Raw genomic sequence first — 24,401 nt, 5'->3', positions numbered from 1 at the left:
GCCTAGTCCGCCATCGTCTCCAGGCTCGCGAACCCCTGCGGCGCATCGCCCTCATCGAACGGTGTCGTCACCTCGACGAATGTGTCGGGGTAGAATCCATTGAAGCGGGTCCGGAGCGACAGCGAATAGGCGCCGATGTGCCCAATTTCGATCCAGTCGCCGGTATCGACGGTTTCCGGCAGCCAGAACGGCCGTGACAGTATGTCGACGGAATCGCAGGTCGCGCCGCACACCTTGAACGGCACGATGTTCTTTTCAGCGCCATTTCGCGTGCGGATCGCCGGATCGGGAATGAAGCGCGCCGGCAGCGTGATCTTGCCGGTCCATGAATCCGACAGTGAGGCCCAGATGCCGTCATTGATGTAGAGCCGCTTGCCCTTGCGCAGCAACACCCGCACGATCAGCGACAGGCAGCGCGCCACGATCACCCTGCCCGGCTCGGCCACCAAAGGCATCTGGTCGAACTGGTATTCCTTGAGGTCACCCGACAGCCGCGACATGATCTGGCCGAGCGACGGCATCTCGATCTGCTTGCGGTTGGGATCGTGCCCATACTCGGCAGGAAAACCGCCGCCGACATCCAGCCCGGCAATGTCGAAGGTCAGGCGGTTGCGCACCCAGTCGGCCGAGGCCAGGGCCCGCTCGTACGTGTCGGGGTCTTCGATCTGGCTGCCGACATGAAAGCAAAGGCCAACCTTGTAGCCGGTGCGGTTCAGCCGCTCGGCCAGTTCCACCGCATAGGCCGGCCCGGCGCCGAACTTCTTCGACAACTCGTAAGCCGCATGGCCCTTGGTCTGCACGCGCACGAACACGCTGATCGAGCCCGGGTCGATGTCGAGCGCCCGCACCACCCGCGTCACCTTGGTGATCTCGTCCTCATGGTCGAGCGAAATGACCCGGATGCCATATTTCTCCAGCGCCAGCTTGATGTCGGACTGCGCTTTGACCGGATGCATGTAGAGCATCTCGGCATCGGGCGAGACCGCGCGCACGGCGGCGAATTCGCCAGGCGAAGCCACGTCGAAGGCGGTGACGCCGGCCTCGACAAGGGTCTTGAGCACAATCGGCTCGCCATTCGTCTTCACCGCATAGGCGGTCTTGCCGGGGAACATGCCCATGAACTGGCGGGCGTCCGCCTTCAGCACTTGCGGGCGGAAGCAGTAGACCGGATCGTCCGGGCGAAGCGCCAGGGCCGCCTCGCGGGCATTCTCGAATCGCTGCATGGACAAATCCTCTTGGCACACAATTAGTCCAAGCTAGCGGCTAATGAAAACAATTCTGTGTCTCGTGCACCCGTGGCAAGGCGTTCGCCTTTTTGGCAGGAGAGTGAGGTCATCCGTCAGGTTTCGGGTGGCCTCGGTCATCGAACCCACTAAGGCTTGCCGCCATGACGGGGAACGACACCGTCGGGGAGGACGATCACATGGCAGGTACGGCCACCGCCGTCGCGGCGCGCGGACCCATGGTACTCAAGGATTGGGTGCAGCTTCTGCTGCTCGGCGCAATCTGGGGCGGTTCGTTCTTCTTTGCCCGCATTGCCGTTTCGGAACTTCATCCGCTGGTGCTGGTGCTGTTTCGCGTCGGCATCGCGGCAATAGCGCTTCAAATCTATCTCGCCATTCGAGGACCGTCCTTCCGTCTCGCCTTCCCGCATGCTGGCCTGTTCTTCCTGCTGGCGCTCACCAACAATGTCGTGCCGTTCTCGCTGATCTTCGCCGGCCAGACCCAGCTCGGCGCCGGCGTCGCTTCGGTGCTCAACGCGACGACGCCGTTCTGGACGCTTATCCTTGCCAATGCGCTGACATCGGATGAAAAACTCTCCTGGAACAAGCTGGCCGGCATCGCGCTCGGCATCGCCGGCACGGCGGTCATGATCGGGCCGGCCTAGTCGCCGGGCTGGGCGGCCCTGTCTGGGCCAAATTCGCGCTGATCGGCGCCTCTTTGTCATATGCCGTCGCCCTGATGGTCGCACGCCGTTTCAAGGGCATCCCTTCCCCGGTCGTCGCCACCGGACAGCTGACCGCGTCTACCATCATCATGATCCCGGTCGTGTTGATGGCCTATGGTCCGTCCGGCCTGTTCTCGGCCTCGCCGCCGGTCTGGGCGGCGGTAATTGCACTGGCGCTCCTGTCCACCGCCTTCGCCTACATCCTCTATTTCAACCTCGTTTCCTCGGCCGGCGCCACCAATGCCTCGCTGGTCACGCTCATCGTGCCGGCCAGCGCCATTCTGCTCGGCTTCCTGTTCCTCGGAGAACGGCTCCAATTGTTTGAACTGGGCGGCATGGCGCTGATCGGGCTGGGCCTGCTCACCATCGACGGCCGCGTGTTCGGCCGGCGCTGATGCACGTCGCGCCAAAATGCGCAGCGGTTCGGGCTTGCGATATGATGAAAGAACGTGACGCGGTGCGCCCAACCGGACACGAAAAGAGCGCTCCGACCGCCAAAAGAATCGCCACTTCCAAACGTTCCGAAAGTCGCATCCGGCCTTCGGCTTGGCACGGTAGCGGTACCATCACTTGGCCCGGTCACATTTTATTCACAGCTGTGAAGCCGGCTTTTGACTAGGAGTTTCAATGAGTAACGGCAACGGCCCGCTCGCGGCTGTCACATCTTGACCGCATTGCGGCATATTTTTGACTTGCCTGTGGCACAAATGAACCTAGACTCCGCCTCATAGCTCTTTAAGAGGAGGCTATGTCATGGGACTTACGAGGCCAATCAACGCATTGATGATCTGTGCCGCGTTCGCATTCATCGGAGCCCTCATCATGGGCTTTCTTCCGTAAGACCGCGCTATCGGGGGAATGCCGGACCTGAACAGTCCAAACAATATGAAAAGGCCGGGTTTTACCCGGCCTTTTCATATTGGAGAGCTGTTGATCCGCTCCTTCCACGCCTTGCAATCTTGTCGTCCGCACCCGGTTCGAAAACCCTGCCTCGAACGAGCATAACCTTGTGCCGCTCAGGCAGCGGCGGACCCAGCTATCTCGGCTTCGTGCGAGCGGATGCCGATCATGTGGCAGACGGCGAAGACGAGGTCCGCCCGGTTCATCGTGTAGAAATGGAAATCGCCGACACCGCGCTCGACAAGGTCCAGCACCTGCTCGGCCGCCACGGCGGACGCCACCAGCGCATGCGTCTGCGGGTCCTTCTGCAATCCGTCGAAGCGCTCGGCCAGCCATGCCGGCACCAGCGCGCCGCAGCGTGCGGAGAAATTGGCGACCTGAGTGAAATTATGCACCGGCAAGATGCCCGGCACGATCGGTATGTAGATGCCGGCGCGCCGCGCCCGCTCGACATAGCGCTCATAGAGGTCATTGTCGAAGAAGAACTGGGTGATCGCCCGCGTCGCCCCATTGTCGACCTTACGCTTCAGCATGTCGATGTCGGTGGCGAAATCCGGGCTTTCCGGATGCTTTTCGGGATAGGCAGAGACAGAAATGTCGAAATCGCCCGCGCCTTTCAGCGCCCCCACCAGTTCGGCGCCATTGGCGTAGCCACCGGGATGCGGCCGGTATGCGGCCCCCACGCCTTCGGCCGGATCGCCGCGCAAGGCGACGAAGCGGGTAACGCCCATGCCGGCGAATTCCTGGATCACCCCGTCGACCTCTTGGCGCGAGGCATCGACGCAAGTCATATGAGCGGCCGGCGTCAGCGTCGTCTCGTTGAGCATGCGCTTGACCGTGCGGGCCGTGCGCTCGCGGGTCGAACCGCCTGCGCCATAGGTCACCGAGACGAATTTCGGCTGCAGCGGCTCCAGCCGGGTCACGGTGTCCCACAGCCTCGCTTCCATCTCGTCGTTCTTCGGCGGGAAGAACTCGAACGAAACCCTGATCTTGTCGCCGATGTCGGGGCGGCGGGAAAAGCGGAACTGGTTCATCAGGCGATTTCCCTTACCTGTTGGGTATCGTTGGAGGGATCGGCGATCAGCAGGCGCCGGTCGCGGCCGAGCCACAGCTTGACGGTGAGCTTGGCTTCGCTGCCGCCGCGCGGCTCGAACTCCTGGCTGTCCTCGAGGTCCAGCCCGGCCTCCGCGAACCAGTCGGCGATCTGCCGGTCGGAGAAGCCTAGCCGCATATGGGCATGCTCTTCGCGCAGGAATTCCAGCGTGTGCGGCGCGAAATCGACGATCACGAGCCGGCCGGCCGGCCGCAACAGCCGCGCCGCTTCATGGATGGCGCGCGCCGGGTCGTCGAGATAGTGCAGCACCTGGTGAATGGTGACGAGATCGAAGGCATCACGCTCGACCGGCGGCGCGAAGATGTCGCCCTGCCGCACCTGAGCATTCGAAACGCCGGCCTTGTCGAGATTGGCGCGCGCCACCGTCAGCATCTCGCGCGACATGTCGATGCCGACGCCGCGCCGGTAGAGCGGCGAGAATATCTCCAGCAGGCGCCCGGTGCCGGTGCCGAGGTCGAGCATCGACTGGAAGGGCCGCTTGCCGATGAGCTTCAGCAGCGCCGCTTCCACGGCCCGGTCCGGCACGTGAAGCGAGCGGATGTGATCCCAGCTTGCCGCGTTCTGCGAGAAATAGGTGGCGGCGCGGTCCTGCCGCTTGCGCTTGACCGATGTCAGCCGCTCGAGATCGCGCTCGACCTGCGGGTCGGCGCCACGGATGCCCGAGATCAGCCTGAGGACAAAGTCGCGTGACGCATCGGAATCCGAGAGCCGGAAGAACGCCCACGAACCCTCCTGGTACCGGCCGATCAGCCCGGCCTCGAGCAGGAGCTTCAGGTGCCGCGACACGCGCGGCTGCGACTGGCCGAGAATCTCGGTGAGATCGGAAACGGTTAGGTCGCCGCGCGACAGCAGCGCCAGAATGCGCAATCGGCTGGATTCGGCCGCCGCCTTCAATGTATCTACCATCGTGTCGAGTGCGACGTGCATGAGCGTATTCTCTTTGAAAAGATATAAACATATGTTTATGTCGATTTTGAAGGCCACGCAAGACCTATGTCGCTGCCGGACAAGAAAATGACGCATGTGTGATTCCCGCGGGCGGACCGATCCCCGGACCGAACCGCGAGAGACAGAACCAGGGGCAAGACCATGTTCGAGATGCGCGGTGGCGAAAAGCTCCTGGAAGCCGACCCGGCAACGCTGCCGCCCGACGGCCACATCGTCTTCATCGGCCGCATCAAATCGCCGTGGACGCGGGAGGATTGCCCCAAGAACATGAAGACGGCAGGAGAAACAGGGCAGCCCGCCACGCTGACCATCGACGCGCCTTATCGGCAGGGTCTGGCGGGACTGGAGCGCGCCAGCCATGTCATCATCCTTTCCTGGCTGCACCACGCGCCAAGGAATCTGATTGTGCAAAAACCCCGCCATGCCGCTGAAGCGAAAGGCGTATTCGGTCTGCGTTCCCCTGCCCGTCCAAATCCGATCGGGCTGCATGTGGCGAAACTCGTCGCTGTCGATATCGGCACCGGACGCATCGACCTCAATGCCATCGACGCGCTCGACGGCACGCCGGTCATCGACATCAAGCCCTACTTCGCTTCGGTCGATGCGGCCCCCGTGGCGACGGTAACCGGCAGGGACGAGCGGTGAGCGCGCCGACCGGACGCCGCCGCGCCATCGCCAAGGCACTGACCGCATTGCTGCCGCTCGCGCCCTATGCCGACATGGAAAAGATCCGCGCGGACGCCGGCTCCGTTCACATGAAGACCTTGCCACCGACCATCGCCGTGTGGCTGGCCACCATTGCGCATGTCCGCCATGTTCATACCGACTACGAGAAACTGCTGGCCGAAGGCTATGATCGCGACTCCGCCCGCTTCTTCGTCATCGAGCAGACCAACATCGTGCTCACCCGCTGGCGCGCGACGCGCCTGCTTGGTGCCGACGAGGAGGAATAGCAAGCTGAAGGTGTCGATGGCTCATCTGGGAGCGCGACCCTGTGTCTTGTGGCGCCAGCGTCGCGGCTCTAACGGTCGCTTTGGCCAATAGAGCCCCGAGGAGGCGAGATGAGCAACACCGTCGATCCGCAAGTCAGGTCGCTGCCGCCAGTTTCAGAGCGCCACGTCGATCCGCACACCTATCCCGATGGCGTCGCCTTTCTCGACGGCCAGTACCTGCCGATGTCGCAAGCCAAAATCTCGGTGTTGGACTGGGGTTTCCTGCATTCGGACGCAACCTACGACACGGTGCATGTCTGGAACGGCCGCTTCTTCCGCCTCGACCTGCATCTTGAGCGGTTCTTCGGCGGTCTGGAAAAGCTGCGCATGACCATCCCGTTCGATCGCGATGAGGTAAGCGAGATCCTGCACAATTGCGTGGCGCTGTCCGGCCATCGCGCCGCCTATGTCGAGATGCTGTGCACGCGCGGTGCCTCGCCCACCTTCAGCCGCGATCCGCGCCAATCCATCAACCGCTTCATGGCTTTCGCGGTGCCATTCGGCTCGGTCGCCAATGCCGAGCAATTGCAACGCGGCCTGCGTGTGGCGATCAGCGACAAGGTGCGCATTCCGCCGGCGTCGATCGATCCGGCGATCAAGAACTATCATTGGCTCGATCTGGTGCGCGGCCTCTACGATGCCTATGACCGTGGCGCCGAGACGGCTCTCATCCTTGATTTCAACGGCAATGTCGCCGAGGGTCCGGGCTTCAATGTGTTTTGTGTCAAGGCTGGAAAACTGTCGACGCCAGCCATCGGCGTCCTGCCCGGCATCACCAGGCGCACTGTCTTCGACCTGTGCGCCGAGGCCGGCCTCACCGCCGTCGCCGCCAATGTCAGCGTCGCAGCACTTCGCACGGCCGACGAGGTGTTCATCACCTCCACGGCCGGCGGCATCATGCCTGTGACGGTCATCGACGGCGCCCCTGTCGCGGACGGCAAGGTCGGGCCGATCACAGGCCGGCTGATGGCGCGCTATTGGGAAAAACACGAGGATCGGGCCTGGTCGAGCCCGGTCCGCTACGCCTGACGGATCGCAAGCCCAACCAAATAATTCTCTTACCGCGTCTGGAAAAATGCGGACCGCGCCGTATATGCCAGCAAGCGGAGAAGCCTCCGCTTCCACAAAATCGCGCCCTGCTGGGCAAGGATTCCACATCATGACAAACAAGGTTTGGTTCATTACCGGATCGTCGAAGGGTTTCGGCCGCGTCTGGGCCGAGGCTGCGCTGGCGCGCGGCGACCGGGTTGCGGCGACTGCCCGCGATGCCGGCACGCTTTCCGACCTCGTCGAAAAATACGGCGACCGTGTCGCCGCGATAAAACTCGACGTCACCGACAAGGAGGCCGTCGAGGCGGCCATTGCCGAGGCGCACAAGCGTTTCGGCCGGCTCGACGTCGTCATCAACAATGCCGGCTATGGCCATTTCGGCGCCATCGAGGAAGTCAGCGAGCAGGAAGCCCGCGACCAGATCGAGACCAACGTGTTCGGCGCCCTGTGGGTCACGCAGGCGGCGCTGCCGATCATGCGGGCGCAGCGTTCGGGCCACATCATCCAGATCTCATCGATCGGCGGCGTCAACGCCTTTCCTTCGCTCGGCCTCTACCATGCCTCGAAATGGGCGCTTGAAGGTTTCAGCCAGGCGCTCAGCCTCGAGGTCGCGGAATTCGGCATCCATGTCACGCTGGTCGAGCCCGGCGGCTTCTCCACCGACTGGTCCGGCCCGTCGGCCAAGGTTTCCAAGCCGATCGAAGCCTACGCCCCGGCCCGTGCCGCCACGGCCGAACGCCGCAAGCGCGCCGTGGCGGGCGATCCAGAGGCCACGGGCCCGGCGATGCTCGCCATCGTCGATGCCGCCGAACCACCGTTGCGCGTGTTCTTCGGCGATGGCGGCCTGCCGATGATCAAGCAGGAATACGCCAACCGCATCGCGCTCTGGGAAAAGTGGGATCACGTGTCCGATCAGGCGCAGGGCGCCAACAAGAACCGCAAGGCCTGACGCCCGCTGAAATCTCGCCGCGTCGCCCCTGGCGGCGCGGCCCCGCCCTCGAGATTCCGGTTCAGGCCCGGTAAATCCACTGCTCGGGCACCCGCACCGACAATTCCTCGCCGGCCTTGATCACGCCTGGCTTTTCCACCCAGGCGACCAAGCCACGCAGACGCTTGGCGGCTTTCGGAAACAGCAGCGCGCCGGCCTCGACGTCGGCCATGCCAGCATTTTCGGCGACCGCGCGCCCGGCAAGACGGCACGGCCCGTTTTGCGCATCGACCTTGATGGTCACGCCGCCCTTGAAGAACAGCAGCGAACCGGCCGGCAGCATCGACAGATGCGGCACACCTTCGATCAGCATGTTGGCGCCGATCCACTCCGGCTTGATCTCGGCCAGCCCCATCCGTTCGGCGACAACCGCGAGTTCGTCCGCCGCCACGATAGACAATTGCCGCTCATTGCGCATTTCCGTGCCGCGCGGATACCAAGGTTCGCGGCCGCCGGACCGGCGCGTCGCGCCGGCATGGAAGTCGCCATCGATGCCGGCAAAGCCCAGCCGCAATTCCTCCGCCGAGCGCGTTTGAAAATCATCCGATGATGCGACGTAGAGTGCGGCCGCGCGGGCGGAGAGCTTCCTGGCAGGAATGATGTCGACCGGCTTTTCGGTCTCGGGGAAAAGATCCAGCATGGCGTTCTTTCCTTGGTTCATGCTCCCCGGTTTTGCCCTTCGGCTGGCAACGCCGCAAGAGCGGTTAGGGCCAAAGCGCGCAACTCTTCGGCCGAGGCTCATTTGATCGGCAACGCGCATGAGCACTTGAGTTCCCGTTCATTGGCTCCGATGCTAACCTCCCGAAACAGGAGATGGCCATGGAACAGAGTGAGCTTGTGCGGCGCTCAGCCGGTAATTTCGCCATCTTCATGGCTTGCGCCTTCCTGCTGTGGATCTGGGCCGCGATCATCGACAGGATCGCCCAGGTCGTGCGTCTGTCGGCACCAGGGCATCTGACCGGCGTCGCCACCTCGATCGCCAGTTCCTCCACGCTTCAGGCCATCATCAGCATATGGCTTCTGACCGCCGCCGTCGCGATCGCCTTTCCGATGATCTGGCGGCCATTGTCCATGACCACGACACTGATGTTCGATGTCGGCTATGGTATCCTGGGCGCGCTCACCGGCTTCGGCCTGGCCATCGGCCTGTTTGGAGGGGAATGGCGCATATTCCTTTGGGCCGCGCTTTACAGCGTGGCGATCGCGGTCGGCTATGCGCTCGTCCGCTGGTGGCTGCCCCTGTCCGAAATGCGGACATTTGGCGGACGCCGGTTTATCCTGGCCGGTATCCTTGTACTCGCGTCTCCGATTATCCTGCTCTGGGGATAGGCGGGCGAACAGCCGGGCGCCTGATCACGATCTTCTTACCTGAAACCAAGCTTGTTTCGACGCCGCGCCGCATTACCGCCGCGCCGCGCGCCTTTGATGACCGGGCACGGCTACGGAGTGTCACGATGCGTCCGGTTACGGCAATAATATTGCTCTGGTTGATCTGGGCGATCTCGTGGGGCGCAGCGGCATTTTGGGCAGCACCGGTCAAGCGGCGCGCCGGCTTCCAGGCTGAAATGCCCTACCGGGCCGTGCTGCTGATCGGTGCGATCCTGTTCTTTATCCCGGCACATGGCTATGTCGGACGCCTGCGGCTGTGGATACCCGACAGGATCGAGGCCTGGATCTGCGTCGCGTTGATCGCGGCCGGTCTCGTGTTCAGCTGGTGGGCGCGCCTTCACCTCGGCCGGCTCTGGTCGGGCACGGTGACGGCCAAGGCCGAGCACCAAGTGGTAGACACCGGTCCCTACGGCCTTGTCCGCCACCCCATCTATACCGGGCTGTTGCTGGCGATCCTTGCCACCATGGCAGCCAAGGGCACCGTATGGGGCATCGCCGGCGCCATCCTTCTCACCATCGGCATCGTCATGAAGGCCAGGCTGGAAGAGCGCTTCCTGCGCAGCGAACTGGGCACGGCCTATGACGACTATGCCGGCCGCATTCCGATGCTGGTGCCGTTCGCGCCGGCCTGACGCGGGTCAGGAGCAGCTTACAGCATCCTGAGAAGCGCGCCGCCGATCGAATAGCCCGCGCCGAAAGCGCACAGCAGGCCGAAATCGCCGGGCTTCATGTCGGCGTGGTTTTCCGACAGCGCGATGATGGCGCCCGCGCCTGCCGTGTTGCCCAGCCGTTCCAGCACCATCGGCGCTCGGTCATGGTCGACCTCATGGCCGAACGACAGTTTCAGGATCATCGCGTTCATGCGGGCATTCGCCTGGTGCAGCCAGAAGCGGCGGATCGCCTCCGGCGTCAGCCCGTGCTCGGCCAGGAACTCGACGATGAATTTGTGACCGGCGACGGTGACTTCCTTGAACACCTTGTTACCCACCTGCTTGATCAGGTTGCCTTCGAGGTTGATCATGTAGGGATCATCCTGGGCGGTGCGCGTGTGATAGCCGAGATTGGTGCGAATGTTGTTCGACATCTGAGTCCACAGACGTGTATCCAGCACCTCGAACCGCCCAGGCCGTCTTTCGCCCTGGTTGAGCCCCTCGACGATCATCGACACCGACGCATCGCCGAAAATGAAATGGGTCTGCCGGTCACGGAAATTCAGGTGTCCGGTGATGATCTCCGGCGTCGTCACCAGCACGCGCTTGTGCGCGCCAGAGCGCACCAGGTTGACGGCCATGTGCAATGCGGCCGCCGCCGACGAGCAGCCAAGCCCCATGTCGAAGCCGGCGCCGGTCGTGCCCAACGCTTCCTGCATCTCGATGGCGATGGCCGGATACGGCCGCTGCTGATGCGAGGACGAGCAGATCACCAGATCGATGTCCGACGGCTCGATGCCGGCGTGTGCGATCGCCTTCCTGGCCGAAGCAACGCCGAACTCGGCCTGCAGCGACAGCGCAACATCGGGCCGAGCCGGAATGCGCGGCGCCATGCGGGTCGGGTCGAGAATGCCTTCCCGCTCGATCACATGGCGCGTCTGGACGCCCGAGGCATGGACGATGAAGGCGCTGTCCGATTTCTGCAGCGGCGTCTCGCCTGTGATCGCCCGGCGCGCATTCTCGGTATCGACCCAGATGTTGAAGCTCGCGACCAGCTCTTCATTGGTGATCCTGGATTGCGGGATTTCAACGCCTATGCCGCTGATGATGACGCGATGCATGTCCAGTCCGTCCATCCGCAAGCACTGCGGCTTCATGTGAGCGCCGAAGGACTCGGGGCTCAGGCTTTTCTCATTGTGGCGGTTTACGCCGGCTTAAGCAGAAACATTCACCCGATTTCACCAGGCACACAACTTGGTATTGGTCTGCGGGTTGTTCCAGCACGCGCCGTCGTCGCGGCTGCGCACGAACTGGCCGGCCAGCGGCACATTGCGGCGGCCAAGATTGACATAGCCATAGGCAAAGCCCGGCCCGTCGATCTCCAGCACGTATGTCGGATATCCCGGCGCCGAAATGCGGAAGCTGCCCGCACCGTCGATGGCCCTGTAGTTACAGGGGAAATAACCATCGTCGGTGGTAAAGCAGCGCGCCCGCTTGGCCTCGGCCGACATCGACAGGGCCAGAAATGCCGCCGCGCACACGCCGCCGCCGAACACCAGCTTCTTCAGTGTCATCACCCACTCCCTCCCACGGGTCTGCCCATCGGGATCCTGCGGCGATGAAATGCGCACGGCGGCCAAACCGGGTCAAGCCATGCGCCCCCCGGTTGTGCGGCGTGGCTAACCGATCTTAACCGGCCCGCTTGGCGACGATGAAGATTCGCGGGAAGCGCAACAGCACCTTGCCACTGGCCGTCTTCGGATAGGCCTTGGCGATCCTGGCCGTGTAGCTGTCGAGGAACAGCGCCTTCTCGTCGGCATCCAGCGGATCGACAAAAGGCTTCAACCCCGTCGACTTCACCCATTCAACGATGGCCTGCGCATCCGCGAGCGGGTGGTTGTAGATCGTATGCCAGATATCCAGCCGATCGCTCAGCGGCGATAGCAGGTCGTAGTAGAACGACACCGGCGGCAGCGGCGCGCGCGCCGCGCCCTTCATCTTCGCCGCGAACGGCATTTCAGCCGCGGTCTCCCGCATCAGACGATGCGAGTCCTCACCCATATTGTCGGGCATCTGGATGGCCAGCGCGCCGCCGGGGGCCAGAAAACCCATCAGCCGCTGGAACACCGCCGGATGCTCCGGCAGCCACTGGAACACCGCATTGGCGAAAATGACATTGACCGGCTCGGCCGGCTGCCATGTGGAGGCGTCCGCCAGGTCAAAGATGACACCCGGCAGGCGAGCCTTCGCCTTTTCGATCATGTCGGGAGAGGTGTCGAACCCGCTCACCCCGGCATCCGGCCAGCGCTCGACCAGTAGTTCCGTCGAGTTACCGGGACCGCAGCCTATGTCGACGACCCGGCGCGGAAAGTCGACCGGCACTTGCGCGACGAGATCGCGCGCCGGTCGCGTGCGCTCGTCCTCGAATTTCAGATATTGGGCGGCGGACCAATCGGCCATTTGAGCTCTCCTCGTATCCGTTGAGAAATTCGCCGCCCCGCTGAACCCTTACCGCGTCAGCCTCTTGTAGGTCATGCGGTGCGGGTTGACGGCATCGGGGCCGAGCCGGCGGATCTTGTCCTGCTCGTAGTCCTCGAAGTTGCCCTCGAACCATTCGACATGGCTGTCGCCTTCGAAGGCGAGGATGTGCGTGGCGAGACGATCGAGGAACATACGATCGTGGGAGATGATCACAGCGCAGCCGCCGAAGTTTTCCAGCGCGTCTTCCAGTGCCGCCAGCGTTTCCGTATCGAGATCGTTGGTTGGTTCGTCGAGCAGCAGCACATTGCCGCCGGTCTTGAGCATCTTGGCCAGGTGGACGCGGTTGCGCTGGCCGCCTGACAGGTTGCCGACCTTCTGCTGCTGGTCGCCGCCACGGAAGTTGAACGACGCGCAATAGGCGCGCGTGTTGGCTTCGAACTTGCCGAGCTTGACCACTTCGGCGCCGCCGGAAATCTCTTCCCAGACGGTCTTGGAGGGGTCGAGCTGGTCGCGGCTCTGGTCGACATAGCCGAGCTTCACCGTTTCGCCGACGCGGACCGAGCCGGCATCCGGCTTTTCCTGGCCGGTGATCATGCGAAACAGCGTCGTCTTGCCGGCGCCGTTCGGGCCGATCACGCCGACGATGCCGCCGGGCGGCAGCTTGAACTCGAGATTGTCGATCAGCAGCGTATCGCCAAAGCCCTTCGACAGGCCCTCGACCTCGATGACCACATTGCCGAGCCGCTCGCCGTGCGGAATGACGATCTGCGTATCCGTCGGCCTGCGCTTGTCGGCTGCATCCAGCAGGTCCTGGAACGCCTGGATACGAGCCTTCGACTTGGTCTGCCGGGCCTTGGGGCTCGACTGGATCCACTCGCGCTCGCGGCCGATGGCGCGCTGGCGGGCGTCGTCCTCGCGGCCTTCCTGCTTGAGGCGCTTGGCCTTGGCTTCAAGATACTTGGTGTAGTTGCCCTCATAGGGAATGCCACGGCCGCGATCGAGCTCAAGGATCCAGCCTGTGACATTGTCGAGGAAGTAGCGATCGTGGGTGATGATCATCACGGCGCCCGGATAGGCGCGCAGATGCTTTTCCAGCCACGCCGTCGTCTCGGCGTCGAGATGGTTGGTCGGTTCGTCGAGCAGCAAGAGGTCGGGCTGGCGCAGCAGAAGCTGGCAGAGGGCGACGCGGCGACGCTCGCCGCCCGACAGCTTGGTGACATTGGCGTCCTTGGGCGGGCAGCCCAAGGCCTCCATCGCCATTTCGACCTGCTGTTCGAGATCCCACAGGTTCAGCCGGTCCATCTCGTCCTGGAGCTTGGCCGACTCGTCGGCCGTCTCGTCGGAATAATTCATCATCAATTCGTTGTAGCGCTCGATGATGGCGGTCTTGGCGGCGACGCCTTCCATGATGTTCTCGAACACGGTCTTGTCCGCATCGAGCGCCGGCTCCTGCGCCAGGTAGCCGACGGTGGCGCCTTCGGCCAGCCACGCCTCGCCGTTCCAGTCCTTGTCGATACCGGCCATGATCTTGAGGATCGTCGACTTGCCGGCGCCGTTGGGGCCCAGGATGCCGATCTTGGCGTCGGGATAGAAGGAGAGATGGACGTTCTCGAGCACCTTCTTGGTGCCATAGGCCTTGTTGAGGCCGGCCATGTGATAGATGAACTGGCGTGCCACGCGCGCTTTTCCCTGATCCGAATGAATGGAAGTTGCGCGCTATGTAGGCGATGCCGTGCCGAACGGCAATCGCTTTTGGCACATCAACCCCGCCTGGCACCGCCGACATCCGCCGAACCATGGAAGTTTTCGCTGGCCGCGGGCGCGCGGGAAAGGTCCGGTTAACCCTTCCACGTCAAAACAGTACGGGGGTGGAATCGCCAGCGCGCCGCGATTCCAGGAAAGAGATCGGATCGACGGCATTGCTGAACAGTATCCTGCTCCTTGCCGAAGCGGTCCTCTACTTCGGGGTCATGGTCACCCTTTTCCGGTTCAGGAGCCGCATTGGCCTTGGCGTGTTCCTGTGCGCGCTCGGCGTCATGCACTTCCTCGAAACCTACCTCGCCAGCGTCTTCTACGTCGCCTTGCCTTTCGGTCTCGTGTCGCCTGGATCGGCCGTGCTGTTTTCCGGCAAGCTGGTGATGCTTCTGCTGCTCTACATCAAGGAAGATGCCGCCACTGTCCGCCAGCCGATCTACGGCCTGTTCATCGGCAATGCCCTGACGATCGGACTGGTGCTGCTGTTGCGCATGCACGACATCGCGTCGCTGCCCAGCGGCAAGCTGCCCGATATCGGCTTCATCGACGAAATGGGCTGGCTGATGGTGTGGGGCACGACACTGCTTGTGATTGACGCCATCCTGATCATCCTTCTCTACGAAAAGCTTGGCAAATATCTGCGCAGGTCGCCCTTCGCGCGCATCCTGGTCTCGGTCGGCTGTGTGCTGACCTTCGACCAAGCGGGATTTTTCGCGGCGCTTCATATCTTCGCCGACGCGCCGTTCGCGGTCTTCCTCGGTGGCTGGTTTGCCAAGATGGTCGCCGCGTTGATCTTCAGCACCATGCTTGTCGCCTATCTGCGCTGGTTCGAGGCGCGCCAGATCGTGGTGCCGCGCGGACTTTCCGACATTTTCGACACGCTGACCTATCGCGAGCGTTACGAGGCGCTGGTCAAGCATGTCGGCCGCGACGGCCTGACCGGGCTTTTGCATCGCGGCAGCTTTGAAACCGATGGCGAGGCCGCGGTCGCCACCAGCCTGCGGACATTCAAGCCGCTCAGCCTGCTGATCATCGACGTCGATCACTTCAAATCGATCAATGATCGCTTCGGCCATGCCGAGGGCGACAAGGTGCTGAAATCCATCGCCGCCGTGTTGACCGAAGCCATTGGCGAGGGTGATCAGGCATTCAGGATCGGCGGCGAGGAATTCGCCATCCTGTGCTCGCGGCCGCATTCGGTCGCAAGGCTGTTTGGCGAGAGCATCCGCCACGCCGTCAAGGCGTCCGCGATCGCCAGCAAATTCGACCTTACTGTCAGTGCCGGCGTCTCCACCGTCAGCGACAGCACGCGCCGCCTGGCCGATCTCTTCGCGCTGGCCGACCAGCGCCTCTACAAGGCCAAGCTCACCGGACGCGACCGCGTCGTCGGCGAACCAGCCGGCACCGAAAGCCATGGCGCGGCCACCTGGACCACGCCGAAACACCGCACCGGCTTGTAGCCGTCCGTGAACCGATCAGCCTTCCCGCGCCGCGAGCGTCGGTCGCCGCTCTATTGGAACCCGATGGGATCGACAGTGCCCGTGGGACAGCCGGCCTTGTTGGTCGGCACCGACGCCAGGAGAAGATCCTTGAGCGAACTGTCCGGACCGATCGGACCAGCCAACCCCAGCGTCAACTCGCCGATCAGCCGCCTGCCATTCGAAGGATCGATGACGCAGGATACCCGGACCCGGTCGCCCGCGCCTGCGCCGAAGGCACTGTCGAAGGCGCCGCGGATCTGGTCCGCGGTCAGCTTCTGGCCGATGTTCTTCACAAAAAGATCGCGCACGGGCGACGTGTTCACCGCGCGCATCAGGTTGAGCGCATCCGAAAAATACTCCTGCTGGCTCTTGCCGTAGCAGGTGCCGTGCTTGATCCATTCATGCCGCTCGAGATTGGACGCGGTGCCCGGCATCACCTGGTCGAGCTCCGCCCGCGTCTTGTCATCCAGCTTGACCGGCGGCAAATCCCTCCAGCGGCCCGGATTGTCATTGGCTTTGTCGTTTGCCGGCACCTGGCAATAGAAGTTCCCGTTCGGCTGAGGCCACAGCCCATGCAAGGTGAAATGCGTCGCGTCGAAATCGCTGGCGTTCTGGGTCCTGCATTCGGTCTTGCTCGGCTTGGTCTCGCAGAAAGCGGGCTGCCAGCTCAGCGCGAAAATGTACTCCGGCTTGCCTGAAGCCGCCTGTCTGCCCTGCGCCTCCGGCGCGGTGGGCATGGCTGAGGCGCTGCCGCCCGAAACATGGCCGCAACTCACCTTTACCCAGCGGCGCTCCGGATCGGCGCCCGGCACGAGGATCAGGTAATGCGTCGGCGTATCCTTGTTGCCGGCCAGAAGGTCGTAGGTCTTCCCGGCATCGGTGGACAGATTGCCTGGATTCTTGCCGCTCTTGATCGCCTGCGTCGCCGGACACGAAGCGTCGGCCACGAAGGTACCGCTCATCTTCACATCGGCCCGCGCGGCACCAGCCAGCGACGCGGCCAGAATTCCCAATCCCCAGACAAGACCCGTCCGCATTTCACCACCCCTGGCTCAACAATCGCGGCGACACACTGCCGCTGTTTCCGTGTCAGAATTGCGGTATGGCGCGCGCCGAAGCAAGAACATCGACACAGAAAAACTGACGCTCGCGATTGACGCAAAACGGCTGCCGGCGCAAACAAAAGCCTCCGGCGCGACGCGTCCATCCAGGCGCGCCGCGATCCTCGCATGTTGGAGATGAAGCGGCGATGTCATTCAGCCAACAGCGCGTGCTCCACTCGTCAACCGGCGCCGATCTCAACCTCTATTTGAAACGGGCCGACGGCGCTGCCCGCGCGGTCGTCCAGATCAATCACGGCCTGGCCGAACACGCCGCCCGCTATGCCCGCTTCGCGGACTTCCTGGCCGGACGAGGCTACCATGTCTATGCCCATGACCATCGCGGCCACGGCGCCACCAAGGCGCCCGACGCACCGCTGGGACGGTTTGGCGATGTCGATGGCGCCGCCAAGGTCATCGCCGATGCCGGCGCCGTGCATGACCTCATCGCCGCCGAACATCCGGGCATTCCGGTCATCCTTTTCGGCCACTCGATGGGCGGCCTTATCGCGCTGAATTTCATGCTCGGCCATTCGGCACGTGTTCGCGCGGCCGCCATATGGAACGCCAATTTTTCCGCCGGGCTTCTCGGCCGCGCGGCACAGGCCGTGCTTGCCTGGGAAACATTCCGGCTGGGCTCCGACGTGCCGTCGCGCATGCTGCCGAAACTCACCTTCCAGGCCTGGGGCAAGGCCGTGCCGCACCACCGCACCCCATTCGACTGGCTGTCGCGCGACACAGCCGAGGTCGACAAATACATCGCCGACCCGCTGTGCGGCTGGGATGCCTCGGTGTCGATGTGGCGCGATGTTTTCGGCTTCATCTTCCGGGGCGCCGACAACGCCAATTTTGCCGGCGTCGGCAAGACGCTGCCCATCCTCCTGGTCGGCGGCGAAAAGGACCCCGCCACCGATGGCGGCAAGGCGATCAGCAACCTCGCCGGGCGCATGCGCGCAATGGGCTTTTCGAATCTCGTTTCAAAAGTTTACGGGCAGACCCGCCACGAAAGCCTGAACGAGGTGAACAGGGACGTCATCATGGAAAACTTCGCGGTTTGGGCCGACAGCGTGCTGAAACAATGACCGATCGACCCTTTCTGTGAGCCGGCGCCTTGGCCCACCGCAAGGACCGTGACAGCCAAGGCCTGTCTTGATAGAGCCTGAGCTTTCGACCAACCACGGTGATCCATGAGTGAACCCCCGCTGAAAGGCGTCCGCGTCGTCGAACTCGCCCGCATCCTTGCCGGGCCCTGGGCCGGTCAGTTGCTCGCCGATCTCGGCGCCGATGTCATCAAGGTCGAAAGCCCCGAAGGCGGCGACGATACCCGCAAATGGGGCCCGCCCTTCGTCATGAGCCATGACGGCGAGAACCTGTCGGCCGCGTATTACCACGCCTGCAATCGCGGCAAGCGCTCCATCGCCGTCGACTTCTCGACGCCGGAAGGCGCGGAAACCGTGCGCCGGCTGGTCGCGACAGCCGACGTTCTGATCGAGAACTTCAAGCTTGGCGGGCTGAAGAAATACGGGCTCGACTACGACAGCCTGAAGACGATCAATCCGAAGCTGATCTACTGTTCGATCACCGGTTTCGGTCAGACCGGCCCCTACGCCCCGCGCGCCGGTTATGATTTCATCATCCAAGGCATGGCCGGCATGATGTCGATCACCGGTGAAGTCGGCCGCGAGCCGCAAAAGGCCGGCGTCGCCATCTCCGACATCTTCACCGGCCTCTATTCGGTCATCGCCATCCAGGCGGCGCTTCGCCACGCCGAGCAGACCGGCGAAGGGCAGCAGATCGACATGGCACTGTTCGACACCCAGATCTCGGCGCTCGGCAACCAGAACCTCAACTATCTCGTGTCCGGCAAATCGCCGGTGCAGATGGGCAATGCGCATATGAACATCGCGCCTTACGAGGTGCTGCCGGTGAAGGATGGCCACATCATCCTGGCTGTCGGCAATGACGGCCAGTTCGCCAAGTTTTGTGCCGCCGTCGGGTTGAGCGACCTTTCCTCGAACCCTGATTTCGCCACCAATCCCGCCCGTGTCGCCAACCGGGTGAAGCTGCGCGAACGCATCATCGAGGCGCTGAAGCCTCTCGATCGCGATCCGCTGCTGGCGAAGCTGGAAGCGGCCAGCGTGCCGGCCAGTCCCATCAACAACATCGGCCAGATGTTCGCCGATCCGCAGACGATCGCGCGCGGCATGCGGCTCGATCTCGACGACGGCCACGGCAATCTCTTGCCCTCGGTGCGCGCGCCAATGGTGATGTCGGGCACGCCGCTGGCCTATGAAAGGCCCTCGCCGCGTCTTGGCGAACACACCGAAGAAATCCTTGCTGAGCTGGAGAGGTCAGGGAAATGAAGACCGGCGGACAACTGATCGTCGACGCGCTCGAAGCCAACGGCACCGACCGCATCTTTTGCGTTCCCGGCGAATCCTATCTCGCTGTGCTCGACGCGCTGCATGATTCGACCATCCGCACCATCGTCTGCCGCCAGGAAGGCGGCGCGGCGATGATGGCGGACTGCCAGGGACGCCTGACCGGCAAGCCCGGCATCTGCTTCGTCACACGCGGTCCCGGCGCCACCAATTCGTCGGCCGGCATCCACATCGCCATGCAGGATTCGATCCCCCTCATCCTGTTCATCGGCCAGGTCGCCAGCCACGCCAAGGAGCGCGAGGCGTTCCAGGAAGTCGATTACAAACGGTTCTTCGGCGACATCGCCAAATGGGTCGTCGAGATCGACGACGCGTCGCGCATCCCAGAATTCGTCACCCGAGCCTTCGCGGTGGCGACATCGGGCCGTCCCGGCCCGGTGGTCATCTCGCTGCCCGAGGACATGCTGACCAGCGTGGTCGAGGCGCCAGCCGCTGTGCCCTACACAGCGGTCGAGACCCGGCCGGGCGATGCCGAACTCGACGCGCTCGAGGGCTTGCTGGCCAAGTCCAGCCGGCCCTTCGTCATTCTCGGCGGCACGCGCTGGGATGCCGACGCCGTGGCCAGAATGCGTACAATCGCACAGGCATGGTCACTGCCGGTCGGCTGCTCCTTCCGCCGCCAGATGCTGTTCGATCATTTGCACCCCAACTACGCCGGGGATGTCGGCATCGGCATCAATCCGAAGCTGGCAACCGCGATCAAGCAAGCGGACCTCGTGCTGCTGATTGGCGGCCGCATGGGCGAGATGCCCTCCTCCGACTACACGCTGCTGAAGAGCCCCTACCCCGACCAGACACTGGTCCATGTCCACGCCGATGCCGGCGAACTTGGCCGTGTCTATCGCCCGACGCTCGCCATCAACGCCTCGCCCTCCGCCTTCGTCGAAGCCTTCGCTAAGCGCCAGCCGGCAAGAGCCCCAGCTTGGGCCGCCGAAACACCGAAACTCCACGCAGCCTATCTCGAGTGGTCGACGCCGCCGGAAACCGGCCCCGGCCCCGTCCAGATGGGCCCGATCATGAACTATCTGGAGAAGACGCTGCCGGAAGACACCATTTTCGCCAATGGCGCCGGCAATTACGCCACCTGGGTGCACCGCTTCCATCGCTTCCGCCGCTTCGGCACGCAGGCGGCCCCGACCTCAGGTTCGATGGGCTATGGCACGCCGGCCGCGGTTGCCGCCAAGGCGCTCCATCCGGATCGCACGGTGATCGCATTCGCCGGCGACGGCTGCTTTCTGATGAACGGCCAGGAATTCGCCACCGCCGTGCAATATGGCCTGCCGATCATCGTCATCGTCGTCAACAACGGCATATACGGTACCATCCGCATGCACCAGGAGCGCGAATATCCCGGCCGGGTCGTTGGCACCGATCTCAACAACCCGGACTTCGCGGCTCTCGCCCGCGCCTATGGAGGTCATGGCGAGACGGTCGAAAAGACCGCCGACTTCGCGCCTGCATTCGAACGCGCCCGCGCCAGCGGCAAGCCGGCGATCGTCGAGATCAGGCTCGATCCGGAAGCGATTACGCCAACCCGTACGATGACCCAGATCCGCGACAAGGCCTGACATAGGAAAAGGGGCGATCGCTCGCCCCTTTTTCAGTCGGCAATGACCCGCCTACATCGCCTTGTCGATCTGGCCACGGATCTCGCCGTCCTTGTTGGCGGCCGTGTGGATGTTGACGTAATATTTGCCGGCCAGCAGATCGGTGGCCTGCGCATCGGTCAATGTCTCCGAACCTTTCACAGGGCTTTTCAGCTTGCCCTTGAACGGAATGACGACGCCGGCATTTTCACCAATCGCCGCTGGCCCGTGAATGTGCCCGGCGGTCGCCGGCCCGCTGAGACCGGAATAATTCACCGTCCAGCTCAGCTTCTTGCTGGTGGTGTCGAAGGTGAGAGCGGCGGCGCCCTTGCCTTTGGTGGTGACCGGCGGATTCTGCTGGGCGCCGTCAAGCGTTGCCTTCAGCTTCACAGTTTCGGCGAAAGCCGGCGACGCGAGCAGGAATGAGGCCGAAATGGCCAGCGCCGAAAGCATCGGTGAGAAGGATTGGATACGCATGATAATCTCCGTTTCAGGGGTGACATCCTCTGCGGCTCCCCAGCGCGCGGATGCACCAGCATAACGGTTGCGCGGCCCGATGTATCCTTCAGCTCTCGCTTATTTTGTCGGTCGACAAAAAGGCGCGATCACCCGCCACCTTTCTGTGAATGCCGGAACCTGACCGATGGCCGCCGTCAGACGGCGGCCATCGCCTGCGTCAGGTCGGCGATAAGGTCGTCGGGGTGCTCGACGCCGATCGACAGCCTGACCGTGGTCTCCAGAACGCCGATGCGCTGGCGCACATCGAAGGGAATGCCCGAATGGGTCATGGCCGCCGGATGGCTGGCGAGCGACTCCGTGCCGCCGAGGCTCACCGCCAGCTTGAAGATCTGCAGTGCGTTCAGGAAGGCGAAAGCCGCCTTCTGGCCGCCTTTGATGTCGAAGGAGAAGGTCGAGCCCGCGCCGCTGCACTGTGCGCGATAGACCCGGCCTGCCTGCGTATGCTCGCCCAGGAACGGCAGGTAATGAACCTTCTCGACCTTGGCATGGTCATGCAGGAATTCGGCGACCAGGCGTGCATTGTCGTTGGCCCGCTCCATGCGGATCGACAATGTCTCCAGGGAACGGCCCAGCATCCAGCAGGAATGCGGGTCGAGCTGCGTTCCGATCGCGCCGCGCAGCGCCTTGATCGGCTTGGTGACCGCCTTGCTGCCCATGACCGCGCCCGCGATCAGGTCGGAATGGCCGCCGACATATTTGGTCAGCGAATAGACGGAAATATCGGCGCCATGTTCGATGGGCCTCTGGAAGACCGGGCCGAGCAGCGTGTTGTCGCAGGCAATGATCGGCGTCAGACCTTGGCTGGCGCCGATCTCGTCGGCGATCTTGCGCATCAGCGCGATGTCGACGAGGCTGTTCGTCGGGTTCGAAGGCGTCTCGATCAGGATGACCGATACGCGGCCCTTGGCGGTCGCCGCATCGGCTGCCGCGCGTACCGCCGTTTCGTCGACACCATCCGCGAAGGCGACAGCGCCAATGCCGAAACCGGCAAGCGTGCGGGTCAACAGCGTCTCGGTACCGCCATAGAGCGGCTGCGAATGCAGGATGACGTCGCCGGGGCGAGCATAGGCAAGCAGCGTCGTGGCGATCGCCGACATGCCGGACGAAAACAGGATGCAGGCATCCGTCCCCTCATAGATGGCCAGCCGGTCCTCGACGATCTCGCTGTTGGGATGATTGAAGCGCGAATAGACCAGGCCGGAGGCCGTGCCGCTCGGCGGCTCCTTTCGGCCTGATGTGTAGTCGAAGAAATCGCGCCCCTCCTCCGCCGACTTGAACACGAAGGTCGAGGTGAGGAACACCGGCGGCTTGACCGCGCCCTCCGACAGTTGCGGATCGAAGCCATAGCTCAGCATCAGCGTCTCCGGATGGAGCTTATGGTTGCCGATATGGGTTTTCGAAGGACGCGGCGCGGTCATGGTATTCCCTGCTTTTCGAGGAGCTGCTTTTCGAGACGTGCACCCGGCAATTTATGCGATCCCCACCACCCAGTCCTTGCTATTTTTGGACCGCTATGGCTGCACTGTCACAACAAATTGCGTGAAAGGACCAGAAATGCAGCAGAAGATAGCCGATGACTTTGACCGCAAGATCCTCCATGAACTGCGCGCCGATGCGCGTATCACCAACAACGAGCTTGCCGAGCGCATTGGCCTGTCGCCATCGCCCTGTCTCAGGCGCGTGCGGCGGCTGGAGGAAACCGGGGTCATCAAGGGCTATACCACGCTGGTCGATCCCGCTGCCTTCGGCTGGACCATGGTTGCCATCGCCACCATCCGGCTCAGCCGCCAGAACGAGGACGAGATCGTGATGTTCGAGGACGCGATCCGCGGCTGGGAGGAGGTTCTGGAATGCCATCTCGTCACCGGCTCGCGCGACTATGTGCTGAAGGTGGTGACGGGCGGCCTCGACCAGTATGAGCGCTTCATCAAGCAAAAGATCGCGCGGCTGAAATGCGTCGCCTCGATCGAGACCAGCTTCGTCATGAACACCATAAAGGAACGGCGCCTCTGACACATGGCCAGGGCGCCGTTCCATCTTGTCGTTTGAGCATGATCCCTTGGGGATCATGCTCTGGCGGGCTTACTTGATCGCCTTGTCGGTGATCGCGGTCGTATAGGCGCCGGTCGGCTCCTTGGTGATGATCTTCTGGTCCAGCAGCGCCTTGGCGGTGCGCTCGTAGGTTGCCGGGTCGAGCTTGCCGTCGGCATTGTCGATCAGCTTGGCGACTTCGCTCATCATGCGCTTCTGGTGGTTCTCGTCCTGGCCGCCACCGTCCATGACGATGCTTGCCGCTTCGTCATTATGGTCGACGGCGTATTTCCAGCCCTTCATCGAGGCGCGCACGAAACGCACCATCTTGTCTTCGAAGGCCGGATCCTTGAGCTTGTCCTGTGACGCGTAGAGGCCGTCCTCAAGCAGGTCGTTGCCCATGGCCGAGTAGTTGAACACGGTCAGCTGGTCCGGCTTGTAGCCGGCGTCGATGAGCTGCCAGTACTCGTTGTAGGTCATGACCGAGATGCAATCCGCCTGCTTCTGGATCAGCGGCTGCACGTCGAAGCTCTGCTTCAGGACGGTGACCCCGTCCTTGCCGCCATCGGTCTTCAGGCCAAGCTTGTTCATCCAGGCGTAGAACGGATACTCGTTGCCGAAGAACCAGACGCCCAGCGTATGACCCTTGAAGTCGGCTTCGGTCTTGATCGGACCGTCCTTCGGGCAGACCAGCTCCATGCCGGCCTTCTTGAACGGCTGGGCGATGTTGACCAGCGGCACGCCCTTTTCGCGCGCGGCCAGCGCGCCGCCCATCCAGTCGACGATGACGTCGGCGCCACCGCCGGCGATCACCTGCTCCGGTGCGATGTCCGGGCCGCCCGGCTTGATGTCGACGTCGAGGCCCTCGGCATCATAGAAACCCTTGGCCTTGGCAACATAGTAGCCGGCAAACTGAGCCTGCGTGACCCATTTCAGCTGCAACGTCACCTTGTCGGCGGCCATTGCCTGGAAAGCGGCAAGCGACATTGCGCCGGCCAGCATCGGAATAATCAGCTTTTTCATTTTCT

The 24,401-nt window shown here is 63.2% G+C and carries 23 protein-coding genes and 1 pseudogene; 12 read left to right on the top strand and 12 right to left on the bottom strand.

Translation table 11 applies throughout. The annotated features are described in order from the left end of the window. Nucleotides 1-2: 2 nt before the first annotated feature. Nucleotides 3-1,223, bottom strand: coding sequence for an alanine racemase (locus ACO07C_RS00710; protein WP_421912319.1), 1,221 nt, complete (start codon nucleotides 1,221-1,223; stop codon nucleotides 3-5). Between the two features lie 200 nt (nucleotides 1,224-1,423). Between ACO07C_RS00710 and ACO07C_RS00705 the strand changes: the two are divergent. After that, nucleotides 1,424-2,343, top strand: a pseudogene (locus tag ACO07C_RS00705) (DMT family transporter). A 621-nt stretch (nucleotides 2,344-2,964) separates the two neighbouring features. Here the strand turns inward: ACO07C_RS00705 and metF are convergent. Continuing rightward, nucleotides 2,965-3,882, bottom strand: a complete 918-nt coding sequence (metF, locus tag ACO07C_RS00700) for a methylenetetrahydrofolate reductase [NAD(P)H] (protein WP_421912318.1) — start codon at nucleotides 3,880-3,882, stop codon at nucleotides 2,965-2,967. Then, complete coding sequence (locus tag ACO07C_RS00695) at nucleotides 3,882-4,889, bottom strand: ArsR/SmtB family transcription factor (protein WP_421912317.1); 1,008 nt, start codon at nucleotides 4,887-4,889, stop codon at nucleotides 3,882-3,884. The genes metF and ACO07C_RS00695 overlap by 1 nt, the downstream gene beginning before the upstream one ends. A gap of 162 nt (nucleotides 4,890-5,051) precedes the next feature. Between ACO07C_RS00695 and tsaA the strand changes: the two genes are divergently transcribed. From tsaA to ACO07C_RS00675, 4 genes are all read left to right on the top strand, one after another. Continuing rightward, nucleotides 5,052-5,555: a tRNA (N6-threonylcarbamoyladenosine(37)-N6)-methyltransferase TrmO gene (gene tsaA / locus ACO07C_RS00690; RefSeq protein ID WP_421912316.1), complete on the top strand. Its 504-nt coding sequence runs from the start codon at nucleotides 5,052-5,054 to the stop codon at nucleotides 5,553-5,555. After that, complete coding sequence (locus ACO07C_RS00685) at nucleotides 5,552-5,863, top strand: DUF2293 domain-containing protein (RefSeq protein ID WP_421912315.1); 312 nt, start codon at nucleotides 5,552-5,554, stop codon at nucleotides 5,861-5,863. Before tsaA ends, ACO07C_RS00685 begins: the two co-directional genes overlap by 4 nt. A gap of 108 nt (nucleotides 5,864-5,971) precedes the next feature. Next, the gene (locus ACO07C_RS00680) at nucleotides 5,972-6,931 is read left to right on the top strand and encodes a D-amino acid aminotransferase (RefSeq protein ID WP_421912314.1); all 960 of its coding nucleotides are present in this window, start codon (nucleotides 5,972-5,974) and stop codon (nucleotides 6,929-6,931) included. Nucleotides 6,932-7,061: 130 nt separating this feature from the next. Continuing rightward, entirely contained in the window at nucleotides 7,062-7,901 is an 840-nt protein-coding gene (locus ACO07C_RS00675) for an SDR family oxidoreductase (RefSeq protein ID WP_421912313.1), read from the top strand. Nucleotides 7,902-7,962: 61 nt separating this feature from the next. Here ACO07C_RS00675 and ACO07C_RS00670 read toward each other — a convergent pair whose 3' ends face one another. Continuing rightward, nucleotides 7,963-8,580, bottom strand: coding sequence for an MOSC domain-containing protein (locus tag ACO07C_RS00670; protein WP_421912312.1), 618 nt, complete (start codon nucleotides 8,578-8,580; stop codon nucleotides 7,963-7,965). 179 nt (nucleotides 8,581-8,759) lie between these two features. Here ACO07C_RS00670 and ACO07C_RS00665 point away from each other — a divergent pair, with 179 nt between their 5' ends. Then, on the top strand, nucleotides 8,760-9,269 hold the full coding sequence (locus ACO07C_RS00665; protein WP_421912311.1) for a hypothetical protein: 510 nt from the start codon (nucleotides 8,760-8,762) through the stop codon (nucleotides 9,267-9,269). Nucleotides 9,270-9,394: 125 nt separating this feature from the next. Beyond that, on the top strand, nucleotides 9,395-9,961 hold the full coding sequence (locus ACO07C_RS00660) for a methyltransferase family protein (protein WP_421912310.1): 567 nt from the start codon (nucleotides 9,395-9,397) through the stop codon (nucleotides 9,959-9,961). A 17-nt stretch (nucleotides 9,962-9,978) separates the two neighbouring features. Here the strand turns inward: ACO07C_RS00660 and ACO07C_RS00655 are convergent, their stop codons facing one another. The 4 genes from ACO07C_RS00655 to ettA form a co-directional block, all read right to left on the bottom strand. Then, complete coding sequence (locus ACO07C_RS00655; protein ID WP_421912309.1) at nucleotides 9,979-11,100, bottom strand: beta-ketoacyl-ACP synthase III; 1,122 nt, start codon at nucleotides 11,098-11,100, stop codon at nucleotides 9,979-9,981. A 117-nt stretch (nucleotides 11,101-11,217) separates the two neighbouring features. After that, nucleotides 11,218-11,553 carry a hypothetical protein gene (locus ACO07C_RS00650; RefSeq protein ID WP_421912308.1) on the bottom strand — a complete coding sequence of 112 codons (336 nt, stop codon included), beginning with the start codon at nucleotides 11,551-11,553 and terminating at the stop codon, nucleotides 11,218-11,220. 115 nt (nucleotides 11,554-11,668) lie between these two features. Then, nucleotides 11,669-12,439 carry a trans-aconitate 2-methyltransferase gene (tam, locus tag ACO07C_RS00645; RefSeq protein ID WP_421912307.1) on the bottom strand — a complete coding sequence of 257 codons (771 nt, stop codon included), beginning with the start codon at nucleotides 12,437-12,439 and terminating at the stop codon, nucleotides 11,669-11,671. Nucleotides 12,440-12,487: 48 nt separating this feature from the next. Beyond that, entirely contained in the window at nucleotides 12,488-14,137 is a 1,650-nt protein-coding gene (gene ettA, locus ACO07C_RS00640) for an energy-dependent translational throttle protein EttA (protein WP_421912306.1), read from the bottom strand. Between the two features lie 242 nt (nucleotides 14,138-14,379). Here ettA and ACO07C_RS00635 point away from each other — a divergent pair, with 242 nt between their 5' ends. Continuing rightward, a complete protein-coding gene (locus tag ACO07C_RS00635) occupies nucleotides 14,380-15,675 on the top strand; it encodes a GGDEF domain-containing protein (protein WP_421912305.1) in 1,296 nt (431 codons plus the stop codon). A 50-nt stretch (nucleotides 15,676-15,725) separates the two neighbouring features. On the opposite strand, the gene ACO07C_RS00630 is transcribed toward ACO07C_RS00635, so the two are convergent. Next, on the bottom strand, nucleotides 15,726-16,733 hold the full coding sequence (locus ACO07C_RS00630) for a ribonuclease T2 family protein (protein ID WP_421912304.1): 1,008 nt from the start codon (nucleotides 16,731-16,733) through the stop codon (nucleotides 15,726-15,728). Between the two features lie 212 nt (nucleotides 16,734-16,945). Between ACO07C_RS00630 and ACO07C_RS00625 the strand changes: the two genes are divergently transcribed. The 3 genes from ACO07C_RS00625 to ACO07C_RS00615 all read left to right on the top strand — a co-directional run bounded on the left by ACO07C_RS00625 (nucleotide 16,946) and on the right by ACO07C_RS00615 (nucleotide 20,805). Next, nucleotides 16,946-17,878, top strand: a complete 933-nt coding sequence (locus ACO07C_RS00625) for an alpha/beta fold hydrolase (protein WP_421912303.1) — start codon at nucleotides 16,946-16,948, stop codon at nucleotides 17,876-17,878. Nucleotides 17,879-17,983: 105 nt separating this feature from the next. Further along, nucleotides 17,984-19,159 (top strand): CaiB/BaiF CoA transferase family protein, encoded by a 1,176-nt coding sequence (locus tag ACO07C_RS00620; RefSeq protein ID WP_421912302.1) that lies wholly within the window; start codon nucleotides 17,984-17,986, stop codon nucleotides 19,157-19,159. Further along, nucleotides 19,156-20,805, top strand: coding sequence for a thiamine pyrophosphate-binding protein (locus ACO07C_RS00615; RefSeq protein WP_421912301.1), 1,650 nt, complete (start codon nucleotides 19,156-19,158; stop codon nucleotides 20,803-20,805). Before ACO07C_RS00620 ends, ACO07C_RS00615 begins: the two co-directional genes overlap by 4 nt. Nucleotides 20,806-20,856: 51 nt before the next feature. On the opposite strand, the gene ACO07C_RS00610 is transcribed toward ACO07C_RS00615, so the two are convergent. Both ACO07C_RS00610 and ACO07C_RS00605 read right to left on the bottom strand, forming a co-directional pair. After that, on the bottom strand, nucleotides 20,857-21,300 hold the full coding sequence (locus ACO07C_RS00610; protein WP_421912300.1) for a CHRD domain-containing protein: 444 nt from the start codon (nucleotides 21,298-21,300) through the stop codon (nucleotides 20,857-20,859). A 176-nt stretch (nucleotides 21,301-21,476) separates the two neighbouring features. Continuing rightward, entirely contained in the window at nucleotides 21,477-22,760 is a 1,284-nt protein-coding gene (locus tag ACO07C_RS00605; RefSeq protein ID WP_421912299.1) for a cystathionine gamma-synthase family protein, read from the bottom strand. Between the two features lie 136 nt (nucleotides 22,761-22,896). Here ACO07C_RS00605 and ACO07C_RS00600 point away from each other — a divergent pair, with 136 nt between their 5' ends. Next, entirely contained in the window at nucleotides 22,897-23,355 is a 459-nt protein-coding gene (locus ACO07C_RS00600) for an Lrp/AsnC family transcriptional regulator (RefSeq protein ID WP_421912298.1), read from the top strand. A gap of 69 nt (nucleotides 23,356-23,424) precedes the next feature. Here ACO07C_RS00600 and ACO07C_RS00595 read toward each other — a convergent pair whose 3' ends face one another. Beyond that, nucleotides 23,425-24,396 carry an ABC transporter substrate-binding protein gene (locus tag ACO07C_RS00595; RefSeq protein ID WP_227346551.1) on the bottom strand — a complete coding sequence of 324 codons (972 nt, stop codon included), beginning with the start codon at nucleotides 24,394-24,396 and terminating at the stop codon, nucleotides 23,425-23,427. Between the last annotated feature and the right edge of the window lie 5 nt (nucleotides 24,397-24,401).

This window comes from Mesorhizobium sp., assembly GCF_965229135.1.
GTDB lineage: Bacteria > Pseudomonadota > Alphaproteobacteria > Rhizobiales > Rhizobiaceae > Mesorhizobium.
Note: the sequence above shows the minus strand (reverse complement) of the source record. Positions and strands in the feature narration are given on the sequence as shown.

Bases quoted from the DNA above. Each gene is read 5' to 3' on its own strand.
- ACO07C_RS00695 (WP_421912317.1), bottom strand. From the start codon at position 4,889: ATGCACGTCGCACTCGACACGATGGTAGATACATTGAAGGCGGCGGCC.
- ACO07C_RS00600 (WP_421912298.1), top strand. From the start codon at position 22,897: ATGCAGCAGAAGATAGCCGATGACTTTGACCGCAAGATCCTCCATGAA.
- ACO07C_RS00605 (WP_421912299.1), bottom strand. From the start codon at position 22,760: ATGACCGCGCCGCGTCCTTCGAAAACCCATATCGGCAACCATAAGCTC.
- ACO07C_RS00620 (WP_421912302.1), top strand. From the start codon at position 17,984: ATGAGTGAACCCCCGCTGAAAGGCGTCCGCGTCGTCGAACTCGCCCGC.
- ACO07C_RS00595 (WP_227346551.1), bottom strand. From the start codon at position 24,396: ATGAAAAAGCTGATTATTCCGATGCTGGCCGGCGCAATGTCGCTTGCC.
- ACO07C_RS00655 (WP_421912309.1), bottom strand. From the start codon at position 11,100: ATGCATCGCGTCATCATCAGCGGCATAGGCGTTGAAATCCCGCAATCC.
- ACO07C_RS00650 (WP_421912308.1), bottom strand. From the start codon at position 11,553: ATGACACTGAAGAAGCTGGTGTTCGGCGGCGGCGTGTGCGCGGCGGCA.
- ACO07C_RS00680 (WP_421912314.1), top strand. From the start codon at position 5,972: ATGAGCAACACCGTCGATCCGCAAGTCAGGTCGCTGCCGCCAGTTTCA.
- ACO07C_RS00675 (WP_421912313.1), top strand. From the start codon at position 7,062: ATGACAAACAAGGTTTGGTTCATTACCGGATCGTCGAAGGGTTTCGGC.
- tsaA (WP_421912316.1), top strand. From the start codon at position 5,052: ATGTTCGAGATGCGCGGTGGCGAAAAGCTCCTGGAAGCCGACCCGGCA.
- ACO07C_RS00665 (WP_421912311.1), top strand. From the start codon at position 8,760: ATGGAACAGAGTGAGCTTGTGCGGCGCTCAGCCGGTAATTTCGCCATC.
- ACO07C_RS00670 (WP_421912312.1), bottom strand. From the start codon at position 8,580: ATGCTGGATCTTTTCCCCGAGACCGAAAAGCCGGTCGACATCATTCCT.
- ACO07C_RS00625 (WP_421912303.1), top strand. From the start codon at position 16,946: ATGTCATTCAGCCAACAGCGCGTGCTCCACTCGTCAACCGGCGCCGAT.
- tam (WP_421912307.1), bottom strand. From the start codon at position 12,439: ATGGCCGATTGGTCCGCCGCCCAATATCTGAAATTCGAGGACGAGCGC.
- ACO07C_RS00660 (WP_421912310.1), top strand. From the start codon at position 9,395: ATGCGTCCGGTTACGGCAATAATATTGCTCTGGTTGATCTGGGCGATC.
- ACO07C_RS00610 (WP_421912300.1), bottom strand. From the start codon at position 21,300: ATGCGTATCCAATCCTTCTCACCGATGCTTTCGGCGCTGGCCATTTCG.
- ACO07C_RS00630 (WP_421912304.1), bottom strand. From the start codon at position 16,733: ATGCGGACGGGTCTTGTCTGGGGATTGGGAATTCTGGCCGCGTCGCTG.
- ACO07C_RS00710 (WP_421912319.1), bottom strand. From the start codon at position 1,223: ATGCAGCGATTCGAGAATGCCCGCGAGGCGGCCCTGGCGCTTCGCCCG.
- ACO07C_RS00615 (WP_421912301.1), top strand. From the start codon at position 19,156: ATGAAGACCGGCGGACAACTGATCGTCGACGCGCTCGAAGCCAACGGC.
- metF (WP_421912318.1), bottom strand. From the start codon at position 3,882: ATGAACCAGTTCCGCTTTTCCCGCCGCCCCGACATCGGCGACAAGATC.